A 19,971-nucleotide genomic window follows, 5' to 3' on the forward strand; every position below is an offset into this window, starting at 1 on the left:
TACAGGTTTCACAATCTCTGTAGGAGCGAGGCTTGCCCGCGAAGCTTTTACGCTGGCGCGTGCTCTTCCATCGCCGCTTTGTAAATCGAGTTCTTCGGCTGCGCGAACAACCGCTCCATCATCGGCTCGAAGAAACTCAACGGCAGCGTGTCGTACTCTGGATCGAACGCCGCCGCATCGTACTTGGCGCAGAATTCGACGGTCGCCAGATACTGCGGATGGCCCTTGAATTGCTCGCGCAGGTGGCGATCCATCCCCAGGTGATGGAAGAAGTAGTAGCCCTGGAAAACCCCGTGTTTCTCCACCATCCACAGATTCTCGGCGCTGACGAACGGCTTGAGAATCGCCGCGGCGATGTCCGGGTGATTGTAGGAACCCAGAGTGTCGCCAATGTCATGGAGCAGGGCGCAGACCACGTATTCCTCATCGCGACCGTCGCGCCAGGCGCGGGTGGCGGTTTGCAGGGAATGGGTCAGGCGATCCACCGGGAAACCGCCGAAGTCACCTTCCAGCAGCTTCAGATGCGCCATGATTCGTGATGACAATTGGCGAGCGTAGGCGCTGAAGTCCGCGGCGATGATCGCCCAGTCTTCCTGAGTGCCGTCTTTCATGTGAGTGAAACGAGCGTTGGCATTCATCGGCGATCCTCTCGTGATCTAGAACGGCACGCGTCCCAGAACCATGTCCCGATACATGACGAAGTCACCGAGCAGGCTGTAGAAGGGATGCTGGAAAGTCGCGGGACGATTCTTTTCGAAAAAGAAGTGCCCGATCCAGGCGAAGCTGTAGCCCGCCACTGGCACCAACCACAGCAGCATCCAGGCGCCGCGGCCAATGGTCATGGCCAGGATGAAAATCACCAGCGTGGTGCCGATGAAATGCAACCTGCGGCAGGTACTGTTGCTGTGTTCACTGAGGTAATAGGGGTAAAACTCAGCGAAGCTGTTGAATCGTCTGATGTTTTCCACGACTGCGATCTCTGTGGTTATTGTTCTGACTGCAAGTTGTTCTGCGGGTAGCTTATTTGAGTCTAGAGTGAACAGTGGCGCGAGCCAGTGACAATCGGCGCCACTTTAGTATCCTTCGGAAATTGGCCGTGAAAACGGCACTTCATGCAAGAACCCGACATGAGCGAACGAACGACTTCTGCAAGCTGGGCGATGGGGATTGTCAAAGCACTGGAAATGGACGGCCTGGATTGCAAGGTTCTGTTCAAACAGCTGGGGCTCGACTACGCGGCGCTGGACGATCCGGACGCCCGCTTCCCCCAAGACTCCATGACACGACTGTGGCAACGCGCGGTTGAGCTGTCCGGCAACCCGGCGATCGGCCTGAACATGGGCAAGGTGGTGCGACCGGCGCAGTTTCATGTCACCGGCTACGCCCTGATGTCCAGCCAGACCCTGGCCGATGGATTCCGGCGACTGGTGCGTTATCAGCGCATCATTGCCGAAAGCGCCGACCTGAGCTTTCGCCTGCTGGATGAGGGCTACGCGCTGATTCTGACGGTGCATGGCGATCATCTGCCGCCGACCCGACAAAGCGCCGAGGCCTCGCTGGCCTGCGCCCTGGCACTGTGCGGCTGGCTGACCGGGCGCACGCTGCATCCGCGCAAGGTGCTGGTGCAGGGCGACGAGCCGGTCAATCTCGAACCCTACAAACAAGCCTTCCACGCGCCGCTGGTGTTCAACGCGCCCTACGATGCGCTGATTTTCGAGCGCGCCGACATGGAGGCGCCGCTGCCGACGGCCAATGAAGCCATGGCCCTGCTGCACGACCGTTTTGCCGGTGAGTATCTGGCACGGTTTTCCGAGAGTCGCGTCACTCACAAGGCCCGCCAGGTGCTGTGCCGACTTTTGCCCCAGGGCGAACCCAAGCGCGATGCCGTGGCGCAGACGCTGCACCTGTCGCAGCGCACCTTGCAGCGACGCTTGCAGGAAGAAGGCACGAGCTTCCAGACGCTGCTAGACGACACCCGACGGGAACTTGCCGAGCAGTACCTGGCGCAACCGTCCATGACCCTGCTGGAAATTGCCTACCTTTTGGGTTTTGCCGACCCGAGCAACTTCTTCCGCGCCTTCCGCCGCTGGTTCGACACCACCCCCGGCGAGTACCGGACGCGGCTAGTACAAGGGCCGGCGCCGGTCAGTGACGCCAGAACGCTGGAATACACAGCACAAACACCGTAATGATCTCCAGTCGGCCCAGCAGCATACCGAACGAGAGAATCCATTTCGCGGCATCCGGCAGGGACGCGAAGTTACCCGCCGGGCCGATGGTCTCGCCGAGACCCGGCCCGACACCGGACACGGTACTGGCCGCGCCGGTGAGGGCGGTCATCCAGTCCACGCCGAGCAGCGACAGCAACAGCGCGATCACGCAGATGGTGATGGCGAAGAAGAACGAGAAGGTCAGAATCGAACGCACGATCTCTTCATCGAGACGGTGACCGTTGTACTTCTGCTTGATCACCGCCCGTGGGTGGATCAACTGATTAAGGTTGGCCTTTAGCAGGATGTAGGCCACCTGGAAACGGAAGATCTTGATTCCACCGGCGGTCGAGCCTGAGCAGCCACCGACGAAGCCCAGATAGAAGAACAGCATCAGCGAGAAATTGCCCCACAGGCTGTAGTCCCCCAGCGCGAAACCGGTGGTCGTCACCACCGAGGTCACGTTCAGCGCCACATGCCGCAGTGCATCCAGCCAATGCAGCTTGGTGGTCCACCAGTACCAGGTCCCCAATACCAGCCAGGTCACCAGCAACATGCCCAGCAGGCCCTGCACCTGCTGATCCCTGATCAACGCCTTGCGATTGCCGCGCAAGGTCGCCACGTAGAGGGTGAACGGCAGGCTGCCGAGAATCATGATGACGATCGCCACCCAGTGCACCGCCGGTTGCGTCCATTTGGCCAGGGACTGGTCCGAGGTGGAAAAACCGCCGGTGGAAATTGCCGACATGGCATGGTTGATCGCATCGAAGGGGCTCATCCCGGCCCACCAGAACGCCAGGCTGCCCAGAATGGTGATGCCGACGTAGGCCGCGACGATCAGGCGCGCCACCATGTGCGAGCGGGGCATGACTTTTTCCGAGCGGTCCGATGACTCGGTCTGGAACAGGCGCATGCCACCGATTCGCAGCAGCGGCAGAATCGCCACCGCCATACCGATGAACCCGATGCCGCCGATCCAGTGCAGCAACGAGCGCCACATCAGGATGCCGGGGGACATGTCGTCCAGGTGATTGAGCACCGTCGATCCGGTGGCGGTGATGCCGGACATGCTTTCGAAGAACGAGTCGGTGTAACTGATGTGCTGGGTCAGCAAAAACGGCAGGGCGGCGAAGATGCACACCACCAGCCAACTGCTGACGGTCAGCAGGTACATGTCCCGTGGCCGTAGATGAACGTGTTCGGGACGTCCCGGAATCACCAGAGCGAGGCCTGCGACAAAGGTAATCATGCTGGCCCAGAGGAACGACGGCAGATCGCCCGTGCGATCGAAGATCACCAGGGTGGCCATAGGCACGACCATGGCGATGGCCAGCGTAATCAGGAAGATGCCGATGATGAAACCAATGAGACGTAAGGTCGGCAACGCCATGAAATCCGCTCGGCTGTGATGAGGAAGGGCGCCATTCTACCTGTGGGGCAGGGCATGTAAACCGGCACTCCGGCAGGAGTTACAGCTAGAATAGCCGCACATTTTTTTCAGGAGGTGGCCGATGCAGGCTCTCGACGTTTTGCTCAACCGTGTTTCTGTCCCGCGACTGATCGAACCGGCACCGACCCAGGCGCAGCGCGAAGTGCTGTTCGGCGCGGCCATGCGCGCCCCGGATCACGGGCATTTGCAGCCGTGGCGTTTCCTCACGGTCGAAGGTGCGGCGCGCGAACAGATGGGTGAATTGCTGGCTGAAGCGGCGCAGATGCAGGAAGGCGAAGTGACCGAAGCAGCCATCGACAAGGCGCGCAATGGTCCGTTGCGTGCGCCGTTGGTGGTTGTGGTGATCGCTCGGGTGCAGGATCACGTCAAGTATCCAAAGTCCGAGCAATTGCTGGCGGCAGGCTGTGCGGCCCACGGTATCTTGCTGGCGGCCTATGCCCAAGGTATCGGCGCGGTATGGCGTACAGGTGATCTTGCCTATTCGCCGCATGTGGCCAAGGGCCTGGGGCTGGCGGAAGGCGAAGAAGTGATTGCATTCCTTTACCTGGGCACGCCGCAGAAAGAGCCACGTGTAGCGGAAAAGGTCGATCTGGCGGAGTTCGTCAGCGCCTGGCCCGGTAAACCGTAACCCTCGTAGGAGCGAGGCTCGCCCGTGAAGGCGGCCTCACAGACGACCTGGCTTTTCGGATGTACCCAGAACCCTGTGGGAGCGGGCTTGCCCGCGAAGGCGGCCTCAGAGACGACCCGATTTCACGGCTGTACTCAGACCCATTGTGGGAGCGAGCCTGCTCGCGATGGAGGACCAGACACCGTGGGGCGTCAGGTTGCCAGCGTTATCGTTGACGTCTATCGCGAGCATGCTCGCTCCTACAGTGGTTTGGGGTCGCACGCAAAATTTGTGTCTGGTCACAGAACCTTTGTGTAGGCGCCGCGATCTTTTGCTTCACGGCTGTGCCACCACCCCCGGCACCAACGGCAATTCCAGACTGGCCACGAACCCGCCCTCCGGGTGGTTGGCCAGCACCAGGCTTCCGCCATGTCGCTCAGCCGCGCGCCGGGCGATGGCCAGTCCCAAACCGTGACCGGCGGCGGCTTGTCCAGGCGCCCGGTAGAACGGTTCTCCCAGTTGATTCAGGTGTTCAGCGTCTACCCCGGGGCCGTGGTCGCGCACGGTGACGACGATTCGTTCGCCGTTACGCAAAGCGAGCATTTCGATCGGTTGTCCGCCCGCCGGGTTGAAGCGTTGGGCGTTGCGCAGCAGGTTGTCCACGGCGCGCTCGATCATCGTTGGCCAGCCGCGCAGGCTCAGTTGCGGTTCGGCTTCCAGGCGCACGCTTTGCTCCGGCGAGCCCAGTTGCGCGTCCTTTTGCAGGCCATTGAGCAGGGCGTTGAGGTCTACGTCTTCGGCGCTGGCGTTGTCAGCGTCGACCCGGGCCAGCACCAGAATTTCACTGATCAATGCTTCGAGGCGGTCGCACTCGCGGGTCAGGCGCGGCCAGAGTTTTTCCCGCTCTTCCGGGGACGCCCGCTCGGCCAGGGCCAGGGCGATGCGCAGGCGGGCAAGGGGCGAGCGCAATTCGTGGGAAACGTCGCGCAGCAATTGCCGCTGGCTGCCGATCAGGCTTTGCAGGCGTGCGCCCATGCGGTTGAAGTCGTTGGCCAGCACGCCGAATTCATCGCGTCGATTGGCCAGTTTTACCAGACTGTTCTGTTGATAGGCGGTCTGCCCCAGATCATGCACTGCACCACGCAAGCGGCTGAGCGGACGGGTGATGGACAGCGTCACCAACAGACTGAACAGGGTCAGCACCACCAGAGCGATACCCAGCGCACTCAAAGGCCAGAGCAGGCTTTCGCGGTGCCAGGCGTCCAGTTCCGGGTGGGGAATGCGGTAGATCAGCAGGTAGGTGTCGCCGGTTTTTTCGCTGGTGTATTCGTCGGTCAGGCGACGCCAGGGCAGGCGTCGGTCATCGTTGTTCTGCCGCGCTTCGAAAGCCGCCGCACGACGGGGGAAAGTGCCGCGCACCACCGGATCACCGCTCTCATTCAGGACCTGAACGTCGATGTGATATTGGCGTTTGCGCTGTTCCAGGATGTCCTGGGCGGCTTCTTCGCCCTGGGATTCGTAGGTTTGCGTCCATTGTTCGGCCAGGGTGTTGAGTCCCGGATGGCGACTGAGAATCCACGCGTCCTGATTGAGCATGTGCCCGAGCAGAATGGACAGGCCTGCAACCAGAGTGATGGCCAGCCAGAAGCTGGCCAGGATACGCCAGAACAATGAACGCACGAAAAATCCTCGGGAGAGCAAAAAAGACCCAACGGCGTTGGCCGTTGGGTCCGGGGTTAACACATTATTGCGCTTTTTGCGGTTGTTGCGCTTTCCACGCCTTGAACTCGGCCCATTCGGCGCGACGCTCAGCCTTTTGCTTCTGGATCTCGTCGAATTTCTTCTGTTGATCCGGTTTCAGCACGGCCCGAACATCGGACTCGGCTTTCTTGTGGTTGGCGGCCATCTCGTCTTTCATGGCTTTCTGGTCGGCTGGCGAGAGTTTTTCCAGGTACTTGTCGACCACTTGCTTACGCTCGTGCATCTGCTCGCCCATGATCTTGCGGATCTGCTCGCGTTGTTCGCGGCTCAGGTCCAGCTGGCTGTACGGGCCTTTACCGTGCATGCCGTGCATCTGACCGCCGTGGCGTCCACCGTCCAGCGGGCCACCCATCGGGCCGCTGCCTTCAGGCATGGCCATGGCCACGGTCGGCAGAGCGGCGGCGAACATCAGAGCGATAAGAGTCTTGCGCATGGTGAATCTCCTTGTCTCATTCCCGGTACGTTCCGGATGAGTACAGATTACGGAGATCAAGGTCAGCGGCGGTCAGCGGAGCGTAAAGCTTGGGTAAAGACGATTTTGAACTGACCTGACAATTCGGCTACTCCAACCTCACCGACTGAACATGCCCTATGTAGCAGCTGCCAAGCTCCAGCGCGGCTGCGTCCGACCGCGCAGCGGTCATCATCGCCTCTCGCAGCATGCAAGCAGGAACGCGGGCGAAGGTTTTTGCGATTGCTGCGCAATCGGACGCAGCCGCGCTGGGGCTTGGCAGCTGCTACAGGAGAGATCGTCTGGGCTTCACAGGCTGTAGTAGTAACCGCGGCTGCGCAGCGCCACGATGCGCGGGCGGCCGTCGGGATGCGGGCCGATTTTCTTGCGCAGGTTGCTGACGTGCATGTCGAGGCTGCGGTCGTACAGCGTCAGCTTGCGGCCGAGGGCGATTTGCGCCAGTTCCTGTTTGTCCAGCGGCTCGCCAGGCTGTTTGAGAAGGGCTTCGAGCAGACGGCTTTCGGACACCGTCAGGGAAAACTCCTGTTCATTGATGCTGACCACGCCGCGCACCGGGCTGAACGCCAGGTCGCCGAGTTCGATCTGGCTGGACACCGCTGCCGGATGGCTGCGGCGCAGCACAGCGCGCAGGCGTGCGGTCAGCTCTCGCGGATCGCAGGGTTTGGCCAGGTAATCGTCGGCGCCCAATTCCAGGCCGAGGATGCGGTCCAGCGGTTCGCCCCGGGCCGAGAGCATCACGACCGGCAGATCCGGATGATCGCTGCGCAATTGCTTGAGCAGTTCCAGGCCGCTGCCATCGGGCAGCATCACGTCCAGCACAACCGCCGCCGGAGAGGTTTCGGCCAGGGCGCGACGGGCGCTCTGGCCATCGTGGCAGGCCCGAACCTGAAAGCCTTCCTGGCTCAGCCAACTGCTCAGGAGCTCACACAGCTCCTGGTCATCATCAATTAGTAACAGCTCGCTCATGACTCACTCAATTTAGCCATTGTCGACGTTTTCGACTTGCACCACTGGCGAAGATACCGCAGAGCAGGGCCAATAGCGCAACTGCGGCGCCAACGACGAACCACTGTTGCTGATCTGTCAGCAGGCGCGACGTCACGCTGCCGGCCTGGGCTTCGCGAAGTTGCAGCTTCAGGCGCTGGTTCTCCTGACGCCGGCGGGCCAGCTGGGGGCTCTCGCGTTCGCTATCGGCGCTCTGCAATTGTTTGCTCAGTTCTTCCCGTTGCCGCTCGCTTTCCTTCAAGCGTTGCTGCAACTCGTTTATCTGGCTGCCGGCGCTCAACGACAACGGCGTCGAGTTCGCGCCCTCGGCGTGTTCTTCACCATGGGCGGGGGCCACGATCGACAACGTGACCAACATCAGACACAACGGACCCTTGCGCATCGCGACTCCTGATTCCAATACGGGTATTGGGAAGTTGTCGGCCGGCAAACGGGAATAATGAGCGATTGAGAGCGCGGCGAACCGATAAGGTTCACCGCGCGGGGGTATTGCGAGGGGAAAGTTACGGCAGGACTTGCTTGAACGGCTTGACCGAAACGTTGGCGTAGACGCCGGCGGCGATGTACGGATCGGCATCGGCCCAGGCCTGGGCGGCGCTCAGGGAGTCGAATTCGGCGACGATCAGGCTGCCGGTGAAACCCGCGGCGCCCGGATCGTTGCTGTCCACCGCCGGGTGCGGGCCGGCCAATACGATGCGACCTTCGCCCTTGAGCACTTGCAGGCGCTCAAGGTGGGCAGGGCGCGCGGCCAGGCGAGCTTCCAGGGAGTTGGCGACGTCTGTGGCAATGATTGCGTAAAGCATGTCAGTCCTCGGTTTTGGGCGATGGGGTATCGGCGTCATGCAGGTGGCGGGACAGGTAGATGCCCTGGCCTACCAGGAACAGCAGCGTCATGCCCAGGCTGCCGAAGACCTTGAAGTCGACCCAGTAGCTCTGGAAGGTGAACGCGACGAACAGGTTGGCGGCGCCACAAAACAGGAAGAACACGATCCAGGCGATGTTCAGGCGCGTCCAGACCGGCTCCGGCAGTGTCAGTGCATGGCCCATGATGCGTTTGATCAGCAGGCGGTCACCGATGAAGTGGCTGCCGATGAACCCTAAGGCAAACAGCCAGTTGACCACCGGGGCTTTCCATTTGAGGAAGGTCTCGCTGTGGAAGGCCAGGGTCAGGCTACCGAAGACCAGACAGGCGATCAGCGTCAGCCATTGGCTCTTCTCCAGCTTGCGCTGCTTGATGAACAGCGTGCCGTACACCACCAGCGAACTGATGATCAGCATCGCCGTGGCACTGTAAATACCGCCTACAGTTACCTCGTGACCGGCAATGTCGACGACCCGTGGATCGATTTTGAAGACGATGAAGAACAGCAGGAGCGGGATGAAATCGATGAATTGTTTCACAGTGGCAGCCAGAAGCAGGATGTGGCGGCATAATAACAAACATATGGGCGCGCGATAGCGCCAGCTGATTTGAGGTTACAACACTCCGTGAATGTTGATTTGCACTGCCATAGCACGGCCTCCGATGGCGCTCTGGCGCCTGCGGTTCTGGTAGCGCGTGCGTTCGAGCACGGCGTGCGAGTCCTGGCCCTGACCGATCACGACACCATAGAAGGCCTCGAAGAGGCGCGCGTTGCCGCCAAACAATTGGGGATGCAACTGGTCAATGGCATCGAATTGTCCTGCACCTGGGGCGGCGCGACCATTCATGTGCTCGGCTACGGTTTCGATGTCAATGCCGCGCCGTTGCTCGAGGCCATCGCCAAATTGCACGATGGTCGCTGGCTACGGTCTGAAGAGATAAGCCGCAAACTTGCATTGAAGGGCATGCCCGGCGCGCTGGAAGGCGCCCGGGAAATCCAGCAGGAACTGGGCGACAGCGGCAATGCGCCGGCCCGTCCGCACTTCGCCGACTGGATGGTGCGCGAGGGTTTCGTCAAGGATCGCGCCGAGGCATTTCGCAAATGGCTGGGCGCCGGCAAGCTGGGAGACGTCAAGCAACACTGGCCGACCCTGGAAGAAACCGTCGAAACGCTGCGAGAGTCCAATGCCTGGGTCAGTCTGGCCCACCCATGGCATTATGATTTCACCCGCAGCAAGCGTCGTCGCCTGATTGCCGACTATATTCAAGCAGGGGGCCAGGCAATTGAGGTGGTCAATGGTCATCAGCCTGCAGAGCAAGTAGGCAGCCTGGCCATTCTGGCCCGCGAGTTCGGTCTGCTGGTCAGCGCCGGCAGTGATTTTCATGGCCCTGGAGGCTGGTCCGAGATAGGCGAATATCGCCCGCTCCCGGAGGATCTGCCACCACTGTGGTGTCGATTCAAACATGACCCAATTATTGCCGTCGTCTGAACAGGTAGAGAATGTGAGTCAATTTTTCCAGATTCATCCGGAAAACCCGCAACCGCGCCTGATCAAACAGGCAGTCGAGATCATCCGCAGCGGCGGGGTGGTGATTTATCCCACAGACTCTTCCTACGCAATTGGTTGCCAGATCGGTGACAAGGTCGCCGTGGAGCGCGTGCGCCGATTGCGCGGACTCGATGAAAAGCACAATTTCGCGCTGATCTGCAGCGATCTTTCGCAACTGGGCCTGTTCGCCAAGATCGACACCGGCACCTTCCGCATTCTCAAGGCCCATCTGCCAGGCCCTTACACCTTCATTCTCAACGCCACCCGCGAAGTCCCGCGGCTGCTGTTGCACCCGAAAAAACGCACCATCGGCCTGCGCGTCCCCAGTCATCCGATTGCCCTGGCGCTGCTGGAGCAACTGGGTGAACCGCTGATGAGCGTGACCCTGATCATGCCCGGTGAAACCGACCCGATGAGCGATCCCTACGAAATGCGCCAGTTGCTCGAGCATCAGGTCGACCTGATCATCGACGGCGGCTTTGGCGGCATCAAGGCGTCCACCGTGATCAACATGGCCGACGGTGAACCTGAAGTGATCCGCGTCGGTTGCGGCGATCCCACGCCGTTCATGGCCGAGGCCTAGATGTCCGCAGTAGAACCCGTCGACCCGCAAGCCGGTGCCCAGCAAGAGCTGCCTTTCGCCATGGTCTATGGCCAGGCGGTCATGGAAATGCCGCTGGATCTGTACATCCCGCCCGACGCGCTGGAAGTCTTCCTCGAAGCCTTCGAAGGCCCGCTCGATCTGTTGCTGTACCTGATCCGCAAGCAGAACATCGACATTCTCGATATCCCGGTGGCGGAAATCACCAAGCAGTACATGGGTTATGTCGAGTTGATGCAGTCGGTGCGCCTGGAGCTGGCCGCCGAATACCTGGTGATGGCCGCCATGCTCGCCGAGATCAAGTCGCGCATGCTGCTGCCTCGCTCGGAGTCCATTGAGGAAGAGGAAGAAGATCCGCGCGCCGAACTGATCCGCCGTCTGCAGGAATACGAGCGGTTCAAGGCGGCTGCTGAAGGCATCGATGGCTTGAGCCGGGTCGGCCGCGATGTGGTGGTGCCCAAGCTCGATGCGCCCGAAGCCCGGGCGCGCAAGTTGCTGCCGGACGTGCGCCTGTCGGAACTGCTGCTGTCGATGGCCGAGGTGCTGCGCCGTGGCGACATGTTCGAAAGCCACCAGGTCAGCCGCGAAGCGCTGTCTACCCGCGAGCGCATGAGCGACGTGCTCGAACGCCTCAAGGGCGCAGGTTTCGTGCCGTTCGTCGAGCTGTTCACGGCCGAAGAAGGGCGCCTCGGCGTGGTAGTGACCTTTATGGCAATCCTCGAGCTGGTCAAGGAATCCTTGGTCGAGCTGGTGCAGAATGAGCCGTTCGCAGCGATCCACGTGCGAGCCCGAGCCGAATAACGAGTTGAATCATGAACCTGAGTGAACCCCGCGAGCTGGCGCCACTGCTTGAGGCCTTTCTGTTGGCCTCGGGAAAACCGCAATCCATTGAGCGCCTGTACGAACTCTTCGAAGAGGGCGAGCGGCCGGAGCCGGCAGTTTTCAAGAAAGCCCTGACGATTCTGGGCAAGTCCTGCGATGGTCGTGCCTTCGAGTTGAAGGAAGTCGCCTCCGGCTATCGCCTGCAGATCCGCGAAAAGTTTTCGCCGTGGGTCGGTCGTTTGTGGGAAGAGCGTCCGCAGCGCTATTCCCGGGCAATGCTGGAAACCATCGCCCTGATCGCCTATCGCCAGCCGATCACCCGGGGCGAAATCGAGGACGTGCGGGGCGTGGCGGTCAACAGTCAGATCGTCAAGACCCTGATGGAGCGCGAGTGGATTCGTATCGTCGGTTACCGCGACGTACCGGGCAAGCCGGCGATGTTCGCCACCACCAAGGCGTTTCTCGATCACTTCAACCTGAAAAACCTCGACGATCTGCCACCGCTGGCTGAACTGCGCGAGCTGGAGCCGGATCCGGTGCTCGACTTCGACGACGCCCCGGTGCCTGCCGCGTTGCAGGAACTGGCCGACGCCAGCGCCGAACCGGAGGAACCGAAGGAGGAAACCAGTTTCCATACGCTGTTGCTGGAACTGGACAGCATGGAAGAGGGGATCAAGACCGATTTCGACGATTTGTTGCGGGATGGGGAGATGCCGGTTTTTGATTCGGAGTTGCCGGAGGTTGAGGTCGAGGTGGAAGGTGACGTGGCGCAGGTTGTGCCAGAGCCTGAGCCTGAACCTGAACCTGAACCTGAACCTGAACCTGAACCTGAACCAGAGCCGGAAGACGAGCCTGAGCAGGATGACGACATTCTTGGCGTGGCCGAAGCTCGGGAAAAACTGCTGGCCGCCGTTGCGGCCCTCGAGCAAACGAACCCCGAGCCCGAACTGAGCGAAGAAGAGGCCGAGGCCCGCGCTCTTGCCGAAGCGATTGAAGCCGAACGCCGGGAGCTTGAGGATTAAACAATCCTCCAGATGATGGAGATCCCACAGGGTATTGCAGTGCAGGTGAGATTTGCATTCCCCACCACCGGTCGGCGCAAACCCGGTAAATTTTCATTCATCAACTAGTCTCTGATGCGCAAACGCCCTCATGAGCGTATGATTCGCGACCCTTCGGCGATCCCTTCGCCAGGAACCAGTTCCATATCGCTTCAGGCCACGCCTGAACAGACCACACCGGGAGGTGCCCAGATGAGCAACAACGACCAGCAAGACGACCAGCCAATCGGCCCAGCAGGCGAAAAACTGCAGAAAGTCCTCGCCCGTATCGGCGTCGGCTCGCGCCGTGACGTGGAAGCCTGGATCAGCCACGGCCGGATCAAGGTCAACGGCAAAGACGCCACCCTCGGCCAGCGCGTCGACATGCACGACGCCATCAGCATCGACGGCCGTGTCATCAAGCGCGAAGAGGCCGCCGAGTCGGTCCGCCGCGTGATCATGTACAACAAGCCCGACGGCGAAATCTGCACCCGCGTCGATCCGGAAGGCCGTCCGACCGTGTTCGACAAGCTGCCAAAGCCAAAAGAAGGGCGCTGGATCAACATCGGTCGCCTGGACATCAATACCACCGGTCTTTTGATGTTCACCACCGACGGTGAGCTGGCCAACCGTCTGATGCACCCGTCTTTCGAGATGGACCGTGAATACGCCGTGCGTGTACGCGGTGAAGTCGACGACGAGATGATCGATCGCCTGAAAGCGGGCGTCGTGCTCGAAGACGGCCCGGCACGTTTCACCGACATTCAGCAGGCACCGGGCGGCGAAGGTTTCAACCACTGGTACCACTGCGTGGTGATGGAAGGTCGCAACCGTGAAGTGCGTCGCCTGTGGGAATCCCAGGGCCTGGTGGTCAGCCGCCTGAAGCGCGTGCGTTTCGGTCCGGTCTTCCTCAACTCCGACCTGCCGATGGGCCGCTGGCGCGAAATGAGCCAGTACGAAGTCGATGTACTGAGCGCCGAAGTTGGCCTGACGCCTGTGGCAATGCCGCAGATGAATGCCAAGAGCAAGGACAAGCTGGAGCGGATGCAGCGTAAATCCTCGCGGCCAATGGCCCGCACCGAGCGTGTGCGCACCTTGCGCCCGGCAACTGACGCGCCTGCCGCTCCACGCGCCAACCGCGAGCCACAGCTTGAAGGCGAGCGCTCGGGTCGCAAGCCGGCCGCGCGTCAGGATGGCGAGCGCAGCCCACGTGCTCCGCGTCCGGCCGCTGGTCGTGCCGAGCGTGGTGAAGGTCGTGGTACCCCGGTAGCCGACCGTCCAGCCGACACCAAGCGCCCGGCCAAGCCGGCGCCGAAGCGTCCAGGCATCAAGCTGACCGACGGCGATGCGCCTTCGGGCAAGCGCCGCGGCGCACCGGCCGGTTCCGGCCAGCGTCCGGGGTTTGGGCGTCGCAAGCCGGAGTGATTCGGCGATGAGCTTCGAGCTTTGAGCTGCAAGTAAGAAACGCCAGCCTTTGGGTTGGCGTTTTTTTTGTGGTCGGATTTGGTTTTTGGGGTGTTTGTGAGGGCCTCTTCGCGGGCAAGCCCGCTCCCACAAGGTTTTTGCGTTGATCACAAAATCGCGCCGCACCCTCGATCCCTGTAGGAGCGAGGCTTGCCCGCGAAGACGTCAGTGGCAACAACCTCGATTCCCGAAATGGAAAATCACCGTTACGGGCTGTAAAGAAAACCTGACGAAATCCTCTGAATAGTCCTGTGGAATCACCGTTCACTCGCTTCTGTAAGAAAATTCTTCCGAATCCCACCCAAATCCGACATTCCCCAACTCCCCGACCCGCTTGTTTCCCCTCTCCATGCGCGGTGTCATGCGCGCCAGGCCTGAGGTTCGGGCGCGCAGTTTCTGGCAGCACGGGGTTAGGCGTGTACAATGCGCCGCGTTTTACCTGTGACCTCCTGCGCTATCGCGCACACCTCAAGGCTATCCGCCTTGTTCATTCCGCCGCGTCACGAGCGCGTCGGGTTCGATTTCGTCACAGATAAAAACAAACAGGTGACGCATGACCGCTGTTAATTCGCTGAACTCCTGGTGCCTGCGCTGGGGTTTGATCGGAGCCGCTTGACGTCGTTTCCAAGCAGCAACGCTTCCGAACATCATCAAACCTTTGCGTGAGACCCTTTTCATGAGTGGACAAAACTCGCATTCAGGCGAGCTGAAACGCGGCCTGAAGAATCGCCACATCCAATTGATCGCCCTAGGCGGTGCCATCGGTACCGGATTGTTCCTGGGTTCTGCCGGGGTGCTTAAATCCGCCGGCCCGTCGATGATCCTCGGCTACGCCATCTGCGGCTTCATCGCCTTCATGATCATGCGCCAACTGGGCGAAATGATCGTCGAAGAGCCGGTTGCCGGCTCCTTCAGCCACTTTGCGCATAAATACTGGGGCGGTTTCGCCGGCTTCCTGTCGGGCTGGAACTGCTGGATTCTGTATATCCTGGTGGGCATGTCCGAGCTGACCGCAGTCGGCAAATACATTCACTACTGGGCTCCGGATATCCCGACCTGGGCTTCGGCGGCAGCCTTCTTCGTGCTGATCAACGTGATCAACCTGGCCAACGTCAAAGTCTTCGGCGAGGCCGAATTCTGGTTCGCGATCATCAAGGTCGTGGCGATCGTCGGTATGATCGGCCTGGGCAGCTACCTGCTGGTCAGCGGCCACGGCGGCCCGCAGGCGGCGGTCTCCAACCTCTGGTCCCACGGCGGATTCTTCCCCAATGGCGTCAGCGGTCTGGTGATGGCCATGGCGATCATCATGTTCTCGTTCGGCGGCCTGGAAATGCTCGGTTTCACCGCCGCTGAAGCCGACAAGCCGAAAACCGTGATCCCGAAAGCCATCAACCAGGTGATCTACCGGATCCTGATTTTCTATATCGGTGCGCTGGTGATCCTGCTGTCCCTGACCCCTTGGGACAGTCTGCTGCAAACCCTGAATGCATCCGGCGACTCTTATAGCGGCAGCCCGTTCGTCCAGGTGTTCTCGATGCTGGGCAGCAACACCGCTGCGCACATCCTCAACTTCGTGGTCCTGACCGCGGCCTTGTCGGTGTACAACAGCGGCACCTACTGCAACAGCCGCATGTTGCTGGGCATGGCAGAGCAGGGCGATGCACCAAAGGCACTGGCGAAGATCGACAAGCGCGGCGTGCCGGTGCGTTCGATCCTGGCCTCGGCTGCCGTGACGCTGATCGCAGTCCTGCTGAACTACCTGATGCCGCAAAGCGCGCTGGAACTGCTGATGTCGTTGGTGGTGGCGACCCTGGTGATCAACTGGGCGATGATCAGCTATTCGCACTTCAAGTTCCGCCAGCACATGAACAAGACTGGCCAGACTTCGCTGTTCAAGGCCTTGTGGTACCCGTACGGGAACTACGTCTGTCTGGCGTTCGTGGTGTTCATTCTGGGTGTGATGCTGCTGATTCCGGGGATTCAGGTCTCGGTGTACGCGATCCCGGTGTGGCTCGCATTCATGTGGATCTGCTACGGCATCAAGAACAAGCGTCGTGATGCTGCCGTGGTGGCTGCGCCAGCCCGCTAACGGCCCGTGCATCAATGGAAATGCCCGCCTCGAGAGAGGCGGGCATTTTTTATGGGCGGGGGATTTTTCAGGCAGCAGAAACGCAAATGCCCCGACGAGTCGGGGCATTTGTGATTGCGGCTTTGGGCTTACATGTTCGGGTAAGTCGGGCCGCCGGCACCTTCAGGGGTCACCCAGGTGATGTTCTGTGCAGGATCCTTGATGTCGCAGGTCTTGCAGTGAACGCAGTTCTGGGCGTTGATCTGGAAGCGTTTCTCGCCGTCTTCCTTGGTCACCACCTCATACACGCCGGCCGGGCAGTAACGCTGGGCAGGTTCGTCGTACAGCGGCAGGTTCTTGCTGATCGGGATGCTCGGGTCGGTCAGCTTCAGGTGGCAAGGTTGCTCTTCTTCGTGGTTGGTCCCTGAAATGAACACCGAGCTCAATTTGTCGAAGCTGATTTTGCCGTCCGGCTTCGGATAGTCGATCTTCTTGCAGTCAGCCGCCAGCTTCAGGCAAGCGTAATCCGGCTTGGTGTCGTGCAGGGTGAACGGCAGTTTGCCGCCGAAGATGTTCTGGTCCAGCCAGTTGAAGCCGCCGCCGACGATGGCGCCGAACTTGTGGATGGCCGGGCCGAAGTTGCGGCTGGCGAACAGTTCTTCGTGGAGCCAGCTGTTCTTGAACGCGTCGACGTAAGTGGTCAGCTCCTCGCTGCCGTCCTTGTCGGCAAACAGCGCGTCAGCCACCGATTCAGCGGCGAGCATGCCGGACTTCATCGCGGTGTGGCTGCCCTTGATCTTGGCGAAGTTCAGGGTACCGAGGTCGCAACCGATCAGCGCGCCGCCCTTGAAGACCATCTTCGGCAGCGAGTTCAGGCCGCCTTTGCAGATCGCGCGAGCGCCGTAGCTGATGCGCTTGCCTCCTTCCAGGTACTGCTTGAGTACAGGGTGGTGCTTGAGGCGCTGGAACTCGTCGAACGGCGACAGGAAGGTGTTGCTGTAGGACAGATCGACGATCAGGCCGACCACAACCTGATTGTTTTCCAGGTGATAGAGGAACGAGCCGCCGGTGTTTTCGGTGCCCATGATGTCCATCGGCCAACCGGCGGTGTGAACCACCAGGCCTGGCTGGTGCTTGGCCGGGTCGACTTCCCAGATTTCTTTCAGGCCGATGCCGTAGTGCTGGACGTCGGAATCGTTGTCGAGGTTGAAGTGCTTGATCAGCTGCTTGCCGATGTGGCCGCGGCAACCTTCGGCGAACAGCGTGTACTTGCCACGCAGTTCCATGCCCGGGGTGTACAGGCCTTCCTTCGGATGGCCTTCGCGGTCGACACCCAGGTCGCCGGTGATGATCCCGCGCACGATACCGTTTTCGTCGAACAGCGCTTCCTGTGCGGCGAAGCCCGGGTAGATTTCCACGCCCAGGTTCTCGGCCTGCTGGGCCAGCCAGCGGCACAGGTTGCCCAGGGAGATGATGTAGTTGCCTTCGTTGTGCATGGTCTTGGGCACAAAGAAGTCAGGGATTTTCTGCGCGCTGTCGGCGTTTTTCAGGACGAAGATGTCGTCGCGGGTAACCGGCGTGTTCAGCGGCGCGCCGAGTTCTTTCCAGTCCGGGAACAGCTCGTTCAGGGCGCGTGGTTCGAACACGGCACCGGACAGGATGTGAGCACCGACCTCGGAGCCTTTTTCAACCACGCAGACGCTGATTTCCTTACCGGCTTCGGCGGCCTTCTGCTTCAACCGGCAGGCGGCGGACAGGCCAGCGGGGCCGGCACCGACGATGACCACGTCGAATTCCATGTATTCGCGTTCCACAGGCTATCTCCTACTCAAGGCTCAACAGTTTTTTCTAATTTTTAAGGTTTGGTGTCGCATCCATGAATCCCAGCGTAGAGTCGGGAGAGGACAATCGATCGACCACCTTTGTCTTGGGGTGGCGCATTATATCTACACCACTCTCAGGGTCCAATACAAACGTTTGTTTGAATTGGCTCAAAGCCAGAGAAATCAAAGTCACGCGGGTTATGAACGGCTATTTTGCCGTATTGACCGGAATAGGTGTTCCGGTCAAGATACGGGCGGTTTTGCGCTCGCCGTAGGCTTAATACAGGTACCAAGAGCACCTCTAAAGACAGGGCGATGGCAGTGGAAAGTGAAGCGCAATCGGGATTCAACGCGCAGTTTACACGCCACGAAATCGAATGACTTGTCGGTCACTCCTGACCAACGGTCATGAACATCGTGAGTGATGGTCACTTGACACCAATGCCGGCGTTTTTAGAGGTGCCCTTGCGCCCGATGAGCATCCAACCGCCAGGTTCGCCTAGGCGACTTTCTTTTCACCGGAGAGTAACGAGGAATCCATGAAGGTTCTTGTAGCTGTCAAACGCGTTGTGGATTACAACGTCAAAGTCCGCGTCAAGGCGGACAATTCCGGCGTCGATCTTGCCAACGTCAAGATGTCGATGAACCCATTCTGCGAAATCGCAGTGGAAGAAGCGGTACGCCTGAAAGAGAAAGGCGTTGCATCTGAAATCGTCGTCGTCTCCGTCGGCCCGTCCACCGCTCAAGAGCAACTGCGCACCGCGCTGGCTCTGGGTGCCGACCGCGCCATCCTCGTCGAATCCGCCGAAGACCTGACTTCCCTGGCCATTGCCAAACTGCTGAAGGCCGTTGTCGACAAGGAACAGCCTCAGCTGGTGATCCTTGGCAAACAGGCCATCGACAGCGACAACAACCAGACTGGCCAGATGCTGGCTGCACTGAGCGGCTACGGTCAGGGCACTTTCGCCTCCAAGGTCGAAATCAGCGGCGACAGCGTAGCTGTTACCCGTGAAATCGACGGCGGCCTGCAGACCGTTTCCCTGAAACTGCCGGCCATCGTGACCACCGACCTGCGTCTGAACGAGCCGCGCTACGCGTCTCTGCCAAACATCATGAAAGCCAAGAAGAAGCCTCTCGAGACGCTGACTCCGGACGCTTTGGGTGTTTCCACCGCTTCCACCAACAAGACCGTGAAAGTCGAAGCGCCTGCTGCACGCAGCGCGGGTATCAAGGTCAAGTCGGTCGCTGAACTGGTCGAGAAACTGAAAAACGAAGCGAAGGTAATCTAAACATGACTATCTTGGTAATCGCTGAACACGACAACAAGGCGCTGGCTGCCGCCACGCTGAACACCGTTGCTGCCGCTGCCAAAATCGGCGGCGACATCCACGTGCTGGTTGCCGGTCAAGGCGCTGGCGCCGTGGCTGAAGCCGCTGCGAAAATCGCTGGCGTGAGCAAGGTCCTGAACGCTGACAACGCCGCTTACGCGCACCAGCTTCCGGAAAACATCGCTCCTCTGGTCACCGAACTTGGTAAGGGCTACAGCCACATCCTGGCTGCCGCTACTTCCAACGGCAAAAACATCCTGCCGCGCGTTGCCGCAGCACTGGACGTTGACCAGATCTCCGAGATCATCTCGGTAGAAAGCGCCGACACCTTCAAGCGTCCGATCTACGCCGGTAACGCCATCGCTACCGTTCAATCGAACGCTGCGGTCAAAGTGATCACCGTGCGTTCCACCGGTTTCGACCCGGTTGCCGCTGAAGGTGGTTCCGCTGCCGTTGAAGCGGTTGGCGCTGCTCACGACGCTGGTATCTCCAGCTTCGTTGGCGAAGAACTGGCCAAGTCCGATCGTCCGGAACTGACCGCTGCCAAGATCGTCGTTTCCGGCGGTCGCGGCATGCAGAACGGCGACAACTTCAAACACCTGTACGCCCTGGCCGACAAGCTGGGCGCTGCCGTGGGTGCTTCGCGCGCCGCGGTCGACGCAGGTTTCGTACCGAACGACATGCAGGTCGGTCAGACCGGCAAGATCGTTGCGCCACAGCTGTACATCGCCGTCGGTATCTCCGGCGCGATCCAGCACCTGGCCGGCATGAAAGACTCCAAGGTGATCGTTGCGATCAACAAGGACGAAGAAGCGCCGATCTTCCAGGTGGCTGACTACGGTCTGGTTGCAGACCTGTTCGAAGCCATCCCTGAGCTGGAGCAGCTGGTCTAATCCGGCCGCTTCACT

20 protein-coding genes are annotated in these 19,971 nt (G+C 60.4%); 10 read left to right on the forward strand and 10 right to left on the reverse strand.

All coding sequences use genetic code 11. The features are described 5' to 3' along the window. Nucleotides 1–47: 47 nt before the first annotated feature. On the reverse strand, nt 48–638 hold the full coding sequence (locus ACW9JE_RS13740; protein WP_224537797.1) for an HD domain-containing protein: 591 nt from the start codon (nt 636–638) through the stop codon (nt 48–50). 18 nt (nt 639–656) lie between these two features. After that, nucleotides 657–968, reverse strand: coding sequence for an Mpo1-like protein (locus ACW9JE_RS13745; RefSeq protein ID WP_224537795.1), 312 nt, complete (start codon nt 966–968; stop codon nt 657–659). Between the two features lie 159 nt (nt 969–1,127). Here ACW9JE_RS13745 and ACW9JE_RS13750 point away from each other — a divergent pair, with 159 nt between their 5' ends. Then, nucleotides 1,128–2,189, forward strand: a complete 1,062-nt coding sequence (locus ACW9JE_RS13750; protein ID WP_224537794.1) for an AraC family transcriptional regulator — start codon at nt 1,128–1,130, stop codon at nt 2,187–2,189. On the opposite strand, the gene ACW9JE_RS13755 is transcribed toward ACW9JE_RS13750, so the two are convergent. Next, nucleotides 2,146–3,600, reverse strand: a complete 1,455-nt coding sequence (locus ACW9JE_RS13755; protein WP_224537792.1) for a TrkH family potassium uptake protein — start codon at nt 3,598–3,600, stop codon at nt 2,146–2,148. The genes ACW9JE_RS13750 and ACW9JE_RS13755 overlap by 44 nt on opposite strands. A 121-nt stretch (nt 3,601–3,721) precedes the next feature. Here ACW9JE_RS13755 and ACW9JE_RS13760 point away from each other — a divergent pair, with 121 nt between their 5' ends. Continuing rightward, nucleotides 3,722–4,288 (forward strand): NAD(P)H nitroreductase, encoded by a 567-nt coding sequence (locus ACW9JE_RS13760; RefSeq protein ID WP_224537790.1) that lies wholly within the window; start codon nt 3,722–3,724, stop codon nt 4,286–4,288. 315 nt (nt 4,289–4,603) lie between these two features. Here ACW9JE_RS13760 and ACW9JE_RS13765 read toward each other — a convergent pair whose 3' ends face one another. From ACW9JE_RS13765 to ACW9JE_RS13790, 6 genes are all read right to left on the reverse strand, one after another. Beyond that, nucleotides 4,604–5,947, reverse strand: coding sequence for a sensor histidine kinase (locus tag ACW9JE_RS13765; protein ID WP_224537788.1), 1,344 nt, complete (start codon nt 5,945–5,947; stop codon nt 4,604–4,606). Between the two features lie 64 nt (nt 5,948–6,011). Further along, nucleotides 6,012–6,461 (reverse strand): Spy/CpxP family protein refolding chaperone, encoded by a 450-nt coding sequence (locus tag ACW9JE_RS13770; protein ID WP_224537786.1) that lies wholly within the window; start codon nt 6,459–6,461, stop codon nt 6,012–6,014. A 327-nt stretch (nt 6,462–6,788) separates the two neighbouring features. Next, nucleotides 6,789–7,466 (reverse strand): response regulator transcription factor, encoded by a 678-nt coding sequence (locus tag ACW9JE_RS13775; protein ID WP_224537785.1) that lies wholly within the window; start codon nt 7,464–7,466, stop codon nt 6,789–6,791. Between the two features lie 7 nt (nt 7,467–7,473). Then, nucleotides 7,474–7,887: a translation initiation factor 2 gene (locus ACW9JE_RS13780; protein WP_457433042.1), complete on the reverse strand. Its 414-nt coding sequence runs from the start codon at nt 7,885–7,887 to the stop codon at nt 7,474–7,476. A gap of 121 nt (nt 7,888–8,008) precedes the next feature. Further along, a complete protein-coding gene (locus ACW9JE_RS13785) occupies nt 8,009–8,308 on the reverse strand; it encodes a YciI family protein (RefSeq protein WP_008156126.1) in 300 nt (99 codons plus the stop codon). A gap of 1 nt (nt 8,309) precedes the next feature. Then, a complete protein-coding gene (locus ACW9JE_RS13790; protein WP_224537781.1) occupies nt 8,310–8,906 on the reverse strand; it encodes a septation protein A in 597 nt (198 codons plus the stop codon). 87 nt (nt 8,907–8,993) lie between these two features. Between ACW9JE_RS13790 and ACW9JE_RS13795 the strand changes: the two genes are divergently transcribed. From ACW9JE_RS13795 to ACW9JE_RS13820, 6 genes are all read left to right on the forward strand, one after another. Next, entirely contained in the window at nt 8,994–9,857 is an 864-nt protein-coding gene (locus tag ACW9JE_RS13795; RefSeq protein WP_457433043.1) for a PHP domain-containing protein, read from the forward strand. Nucleotides 9,858–9,870: 13 nt separating this feature from the next. Further along, complete coding sequence (locus ACW9JE_RS13800; RefSeq protein WP_175378387.1) at nt 9,871–10,500, forward strand: L-threonylcarbamoyladenylate synthase; 630 nt, start codon at nt 9,871–9,873, stop codon at nt 10,498–10,500. A gap of 120 nt (nt 10,501–10,620) precedes the next feature. Beyond that, complete coding sequence (locus tag ACW9JE_RS13805) at nt 10,621–11,319, forward strand: segregation and condensation protein A (protein ID WP_175378412.1); 699 nt, start codon at nt 10,621–10,623, stop codon at nt 11,317–11,319. 11 nt (nt 11,320–11,330) lie between these two features. Beyond that, complete coding sequence (gene scpB, locus ACW9JE_RS13810; RefSeq protein ID WP_457433044.1) at nt 11,331–12,362, forward strand: SMC-Scp complex subunit ScpB; 1,032 nt, start codon at nt 11,331–11,333, stop codon at nt 12,360–12,362. 231 nt (nt 12,363–12,593) lie between these two features. Continuing rightward, nucleotides 12,594–13,805: a 23S rRNA pseudouridine(2605) synthase RluB gene (gene rluB, locus ACW9JE_RS13815; RefSeq protein ID WP_457433045.1), complete on the forward strand. Its 1,212-nt coding sequence runs from the start codon at nt 12,594–12,596 to the stop codon at nt 13,803–13,805. Nucleotides 13,806–14,520: 715 nt separating this feature from the next. Continuing rightward, entirely contained in the window at nt 14,521–15,933 is a 1,413-nt protein-coding gene (locus tag ACW9JE_RS13820; RefSeq protein ID WP_457433046.1) for an amino acid permease, read from the forward strand. Between the two features lie 128 nt (nt 15,934–16,061). On the opposite strand, the gene ACW9JE_RS13825 is transcribed toward ACW9JE_RS13820, so the two are convergent. Next, nucleotides 16,062–17,726 (reverse strand): electron transfer flavoprotein-ubiquinone oxidoreductase, encoded by a 1,665-nt coding sequence (locus tag ACW9JE_RS13825; RefSeq protein WP_457433047.1) that lies wholly within the window; start codon nt 17,724–17,726, stop codon nt 16,062–16,064. Nucleotides 17,727–18,274: 548 nt separating this feature from the next. Between ACW9JE_RS13825 and ACW9JE_RS13830 the strand changes: the two genes are divergently transcribed. Together ACW9JE_RS13830 and ACW9JE_RS13835 are read left to right on the forward strand one after the other, a co-directional pair. Beyond that, entirely contained in the window at nt 18,275–19,024 is a 750-nt protein-coding gene (locus ACW9JE_RS13830) for an electron transfer flavoprotein subunit beta/FixA family protein (RefSeq protein WP_457433048.1), read from the forward strand. A gap of 2 nt (nt 19,025–19,026) precedes the next feature. After that, entirely contained in the window at nt 19,027–19,956 is a 930-nt protein-coding gene (locus ACW9JE_RS13835) for an electron transfer flavoprotein subunit alpha/FixB family protein (protein WP_457433049.1), read from the forward strand. Nucleotides 19,957–19,971 lie beyond the last annotated feature (15 nt).

Source organism: Pseudomonas sp. SDO55104_S430 (assembly GCF_054070595.1).

Excerpts from the sequence above, each read along its gene's own strand:
- ACW9JE_RS13740 (WP_224537797.1), bottom strand. The coding sequence starts at position 638 with ATGAATGCCAACGCTCGTTTCACTCACATGAAAGACGGCACTCAGGAA.
- ACW9JE_RS13750 (WP_224537794.1), top strand. The coding sequence starts at position 1,128 with ATGAGCGAACGAACGACTTCTGCAAGCTGGGCGATGGGGATTGTCAAA.
- ACW9JE_RS13755 (WP_224537792.1), bottom strand. The coding sequence starts at position 3,600 with ATGGCGTTGCCGACCTTACGTCTCATTGGTTTCATCATCGGCATCTTC.
- ACW9JE_RS13760 (WP_224537790.1), top strand. The coding sequence starts at position 3,722 with ATGCAGGCTCTCGACGTTTTGCTCAACCGTGTTTCTGTCCCGCGACTG.
- ACW9JE_RS13770 (WP_224537786.1), bottom strand. The coding sequence starts at position 6,461 with ATGCGCAAGACTCTTATCGCTCTGATGTTCGCCGCCGCTCTGCCGACC.
- ACW9JE_RS13775 (WP_224537785.1), bottom strand. The coding sequence starts at position 7,466 with ATGAGCGAGCTGTTACTAATTGATGATGACCAGGAGCTGTGTGAGCTC.
- ACW9JE_RS13780 (WP_457433042.1), bottom strand. The coding sequence starts at position 7,887 with ATGCGCAAGGGTCCGTTGTGTCTGATGTTGGTCACGTTGTCGATCGTG.
- ACW9JE_RS13785 (WP_008156126.1), bottom strand. The coding sequence starts at position 8,308 with ATGCTTTACGCAATCATTGCCACAGACGTCGCCAACTCCCTGGAAGCT.
- scpB (WP_457433044.1), top strand. The coding sequence starts at position 11,331 with ATGAACCTGAGTGAACCCCGCGAGCTGGCGCCACTGCTTGAGGCCTTT.
- rluB (WP_457433045.1), top strand. The coding sequence starts at position 12,594 with ATGAGCAACAACGACCAGCAAGACGACCAGCCAATCGGCCCAGCAGGC.
- ACW9JE_RS13820 (WP_457433046.1), top strand. The coding sequence starts at position 14,521 with ATGAGTGGACAAAACTCGCATTCAGGCGAGCTGAAACGCGGCCTGAAG.
- ACW9JE_RS13830 (WP_457433048.1), top strand. The coding sequence starts at position 18,275 with ATGAAGGTTCTTGTAGCTGTCAAACGCGTTGTGGATTACAACGTCAAA.
- ACW9JE_RS13835 (WP_457433049.1), top strand. The coding sequence starts at position 19,027 with ATGACTATCTTGGTAATCGCTGAACACGACAACAAGGCGCTGGCTGCC.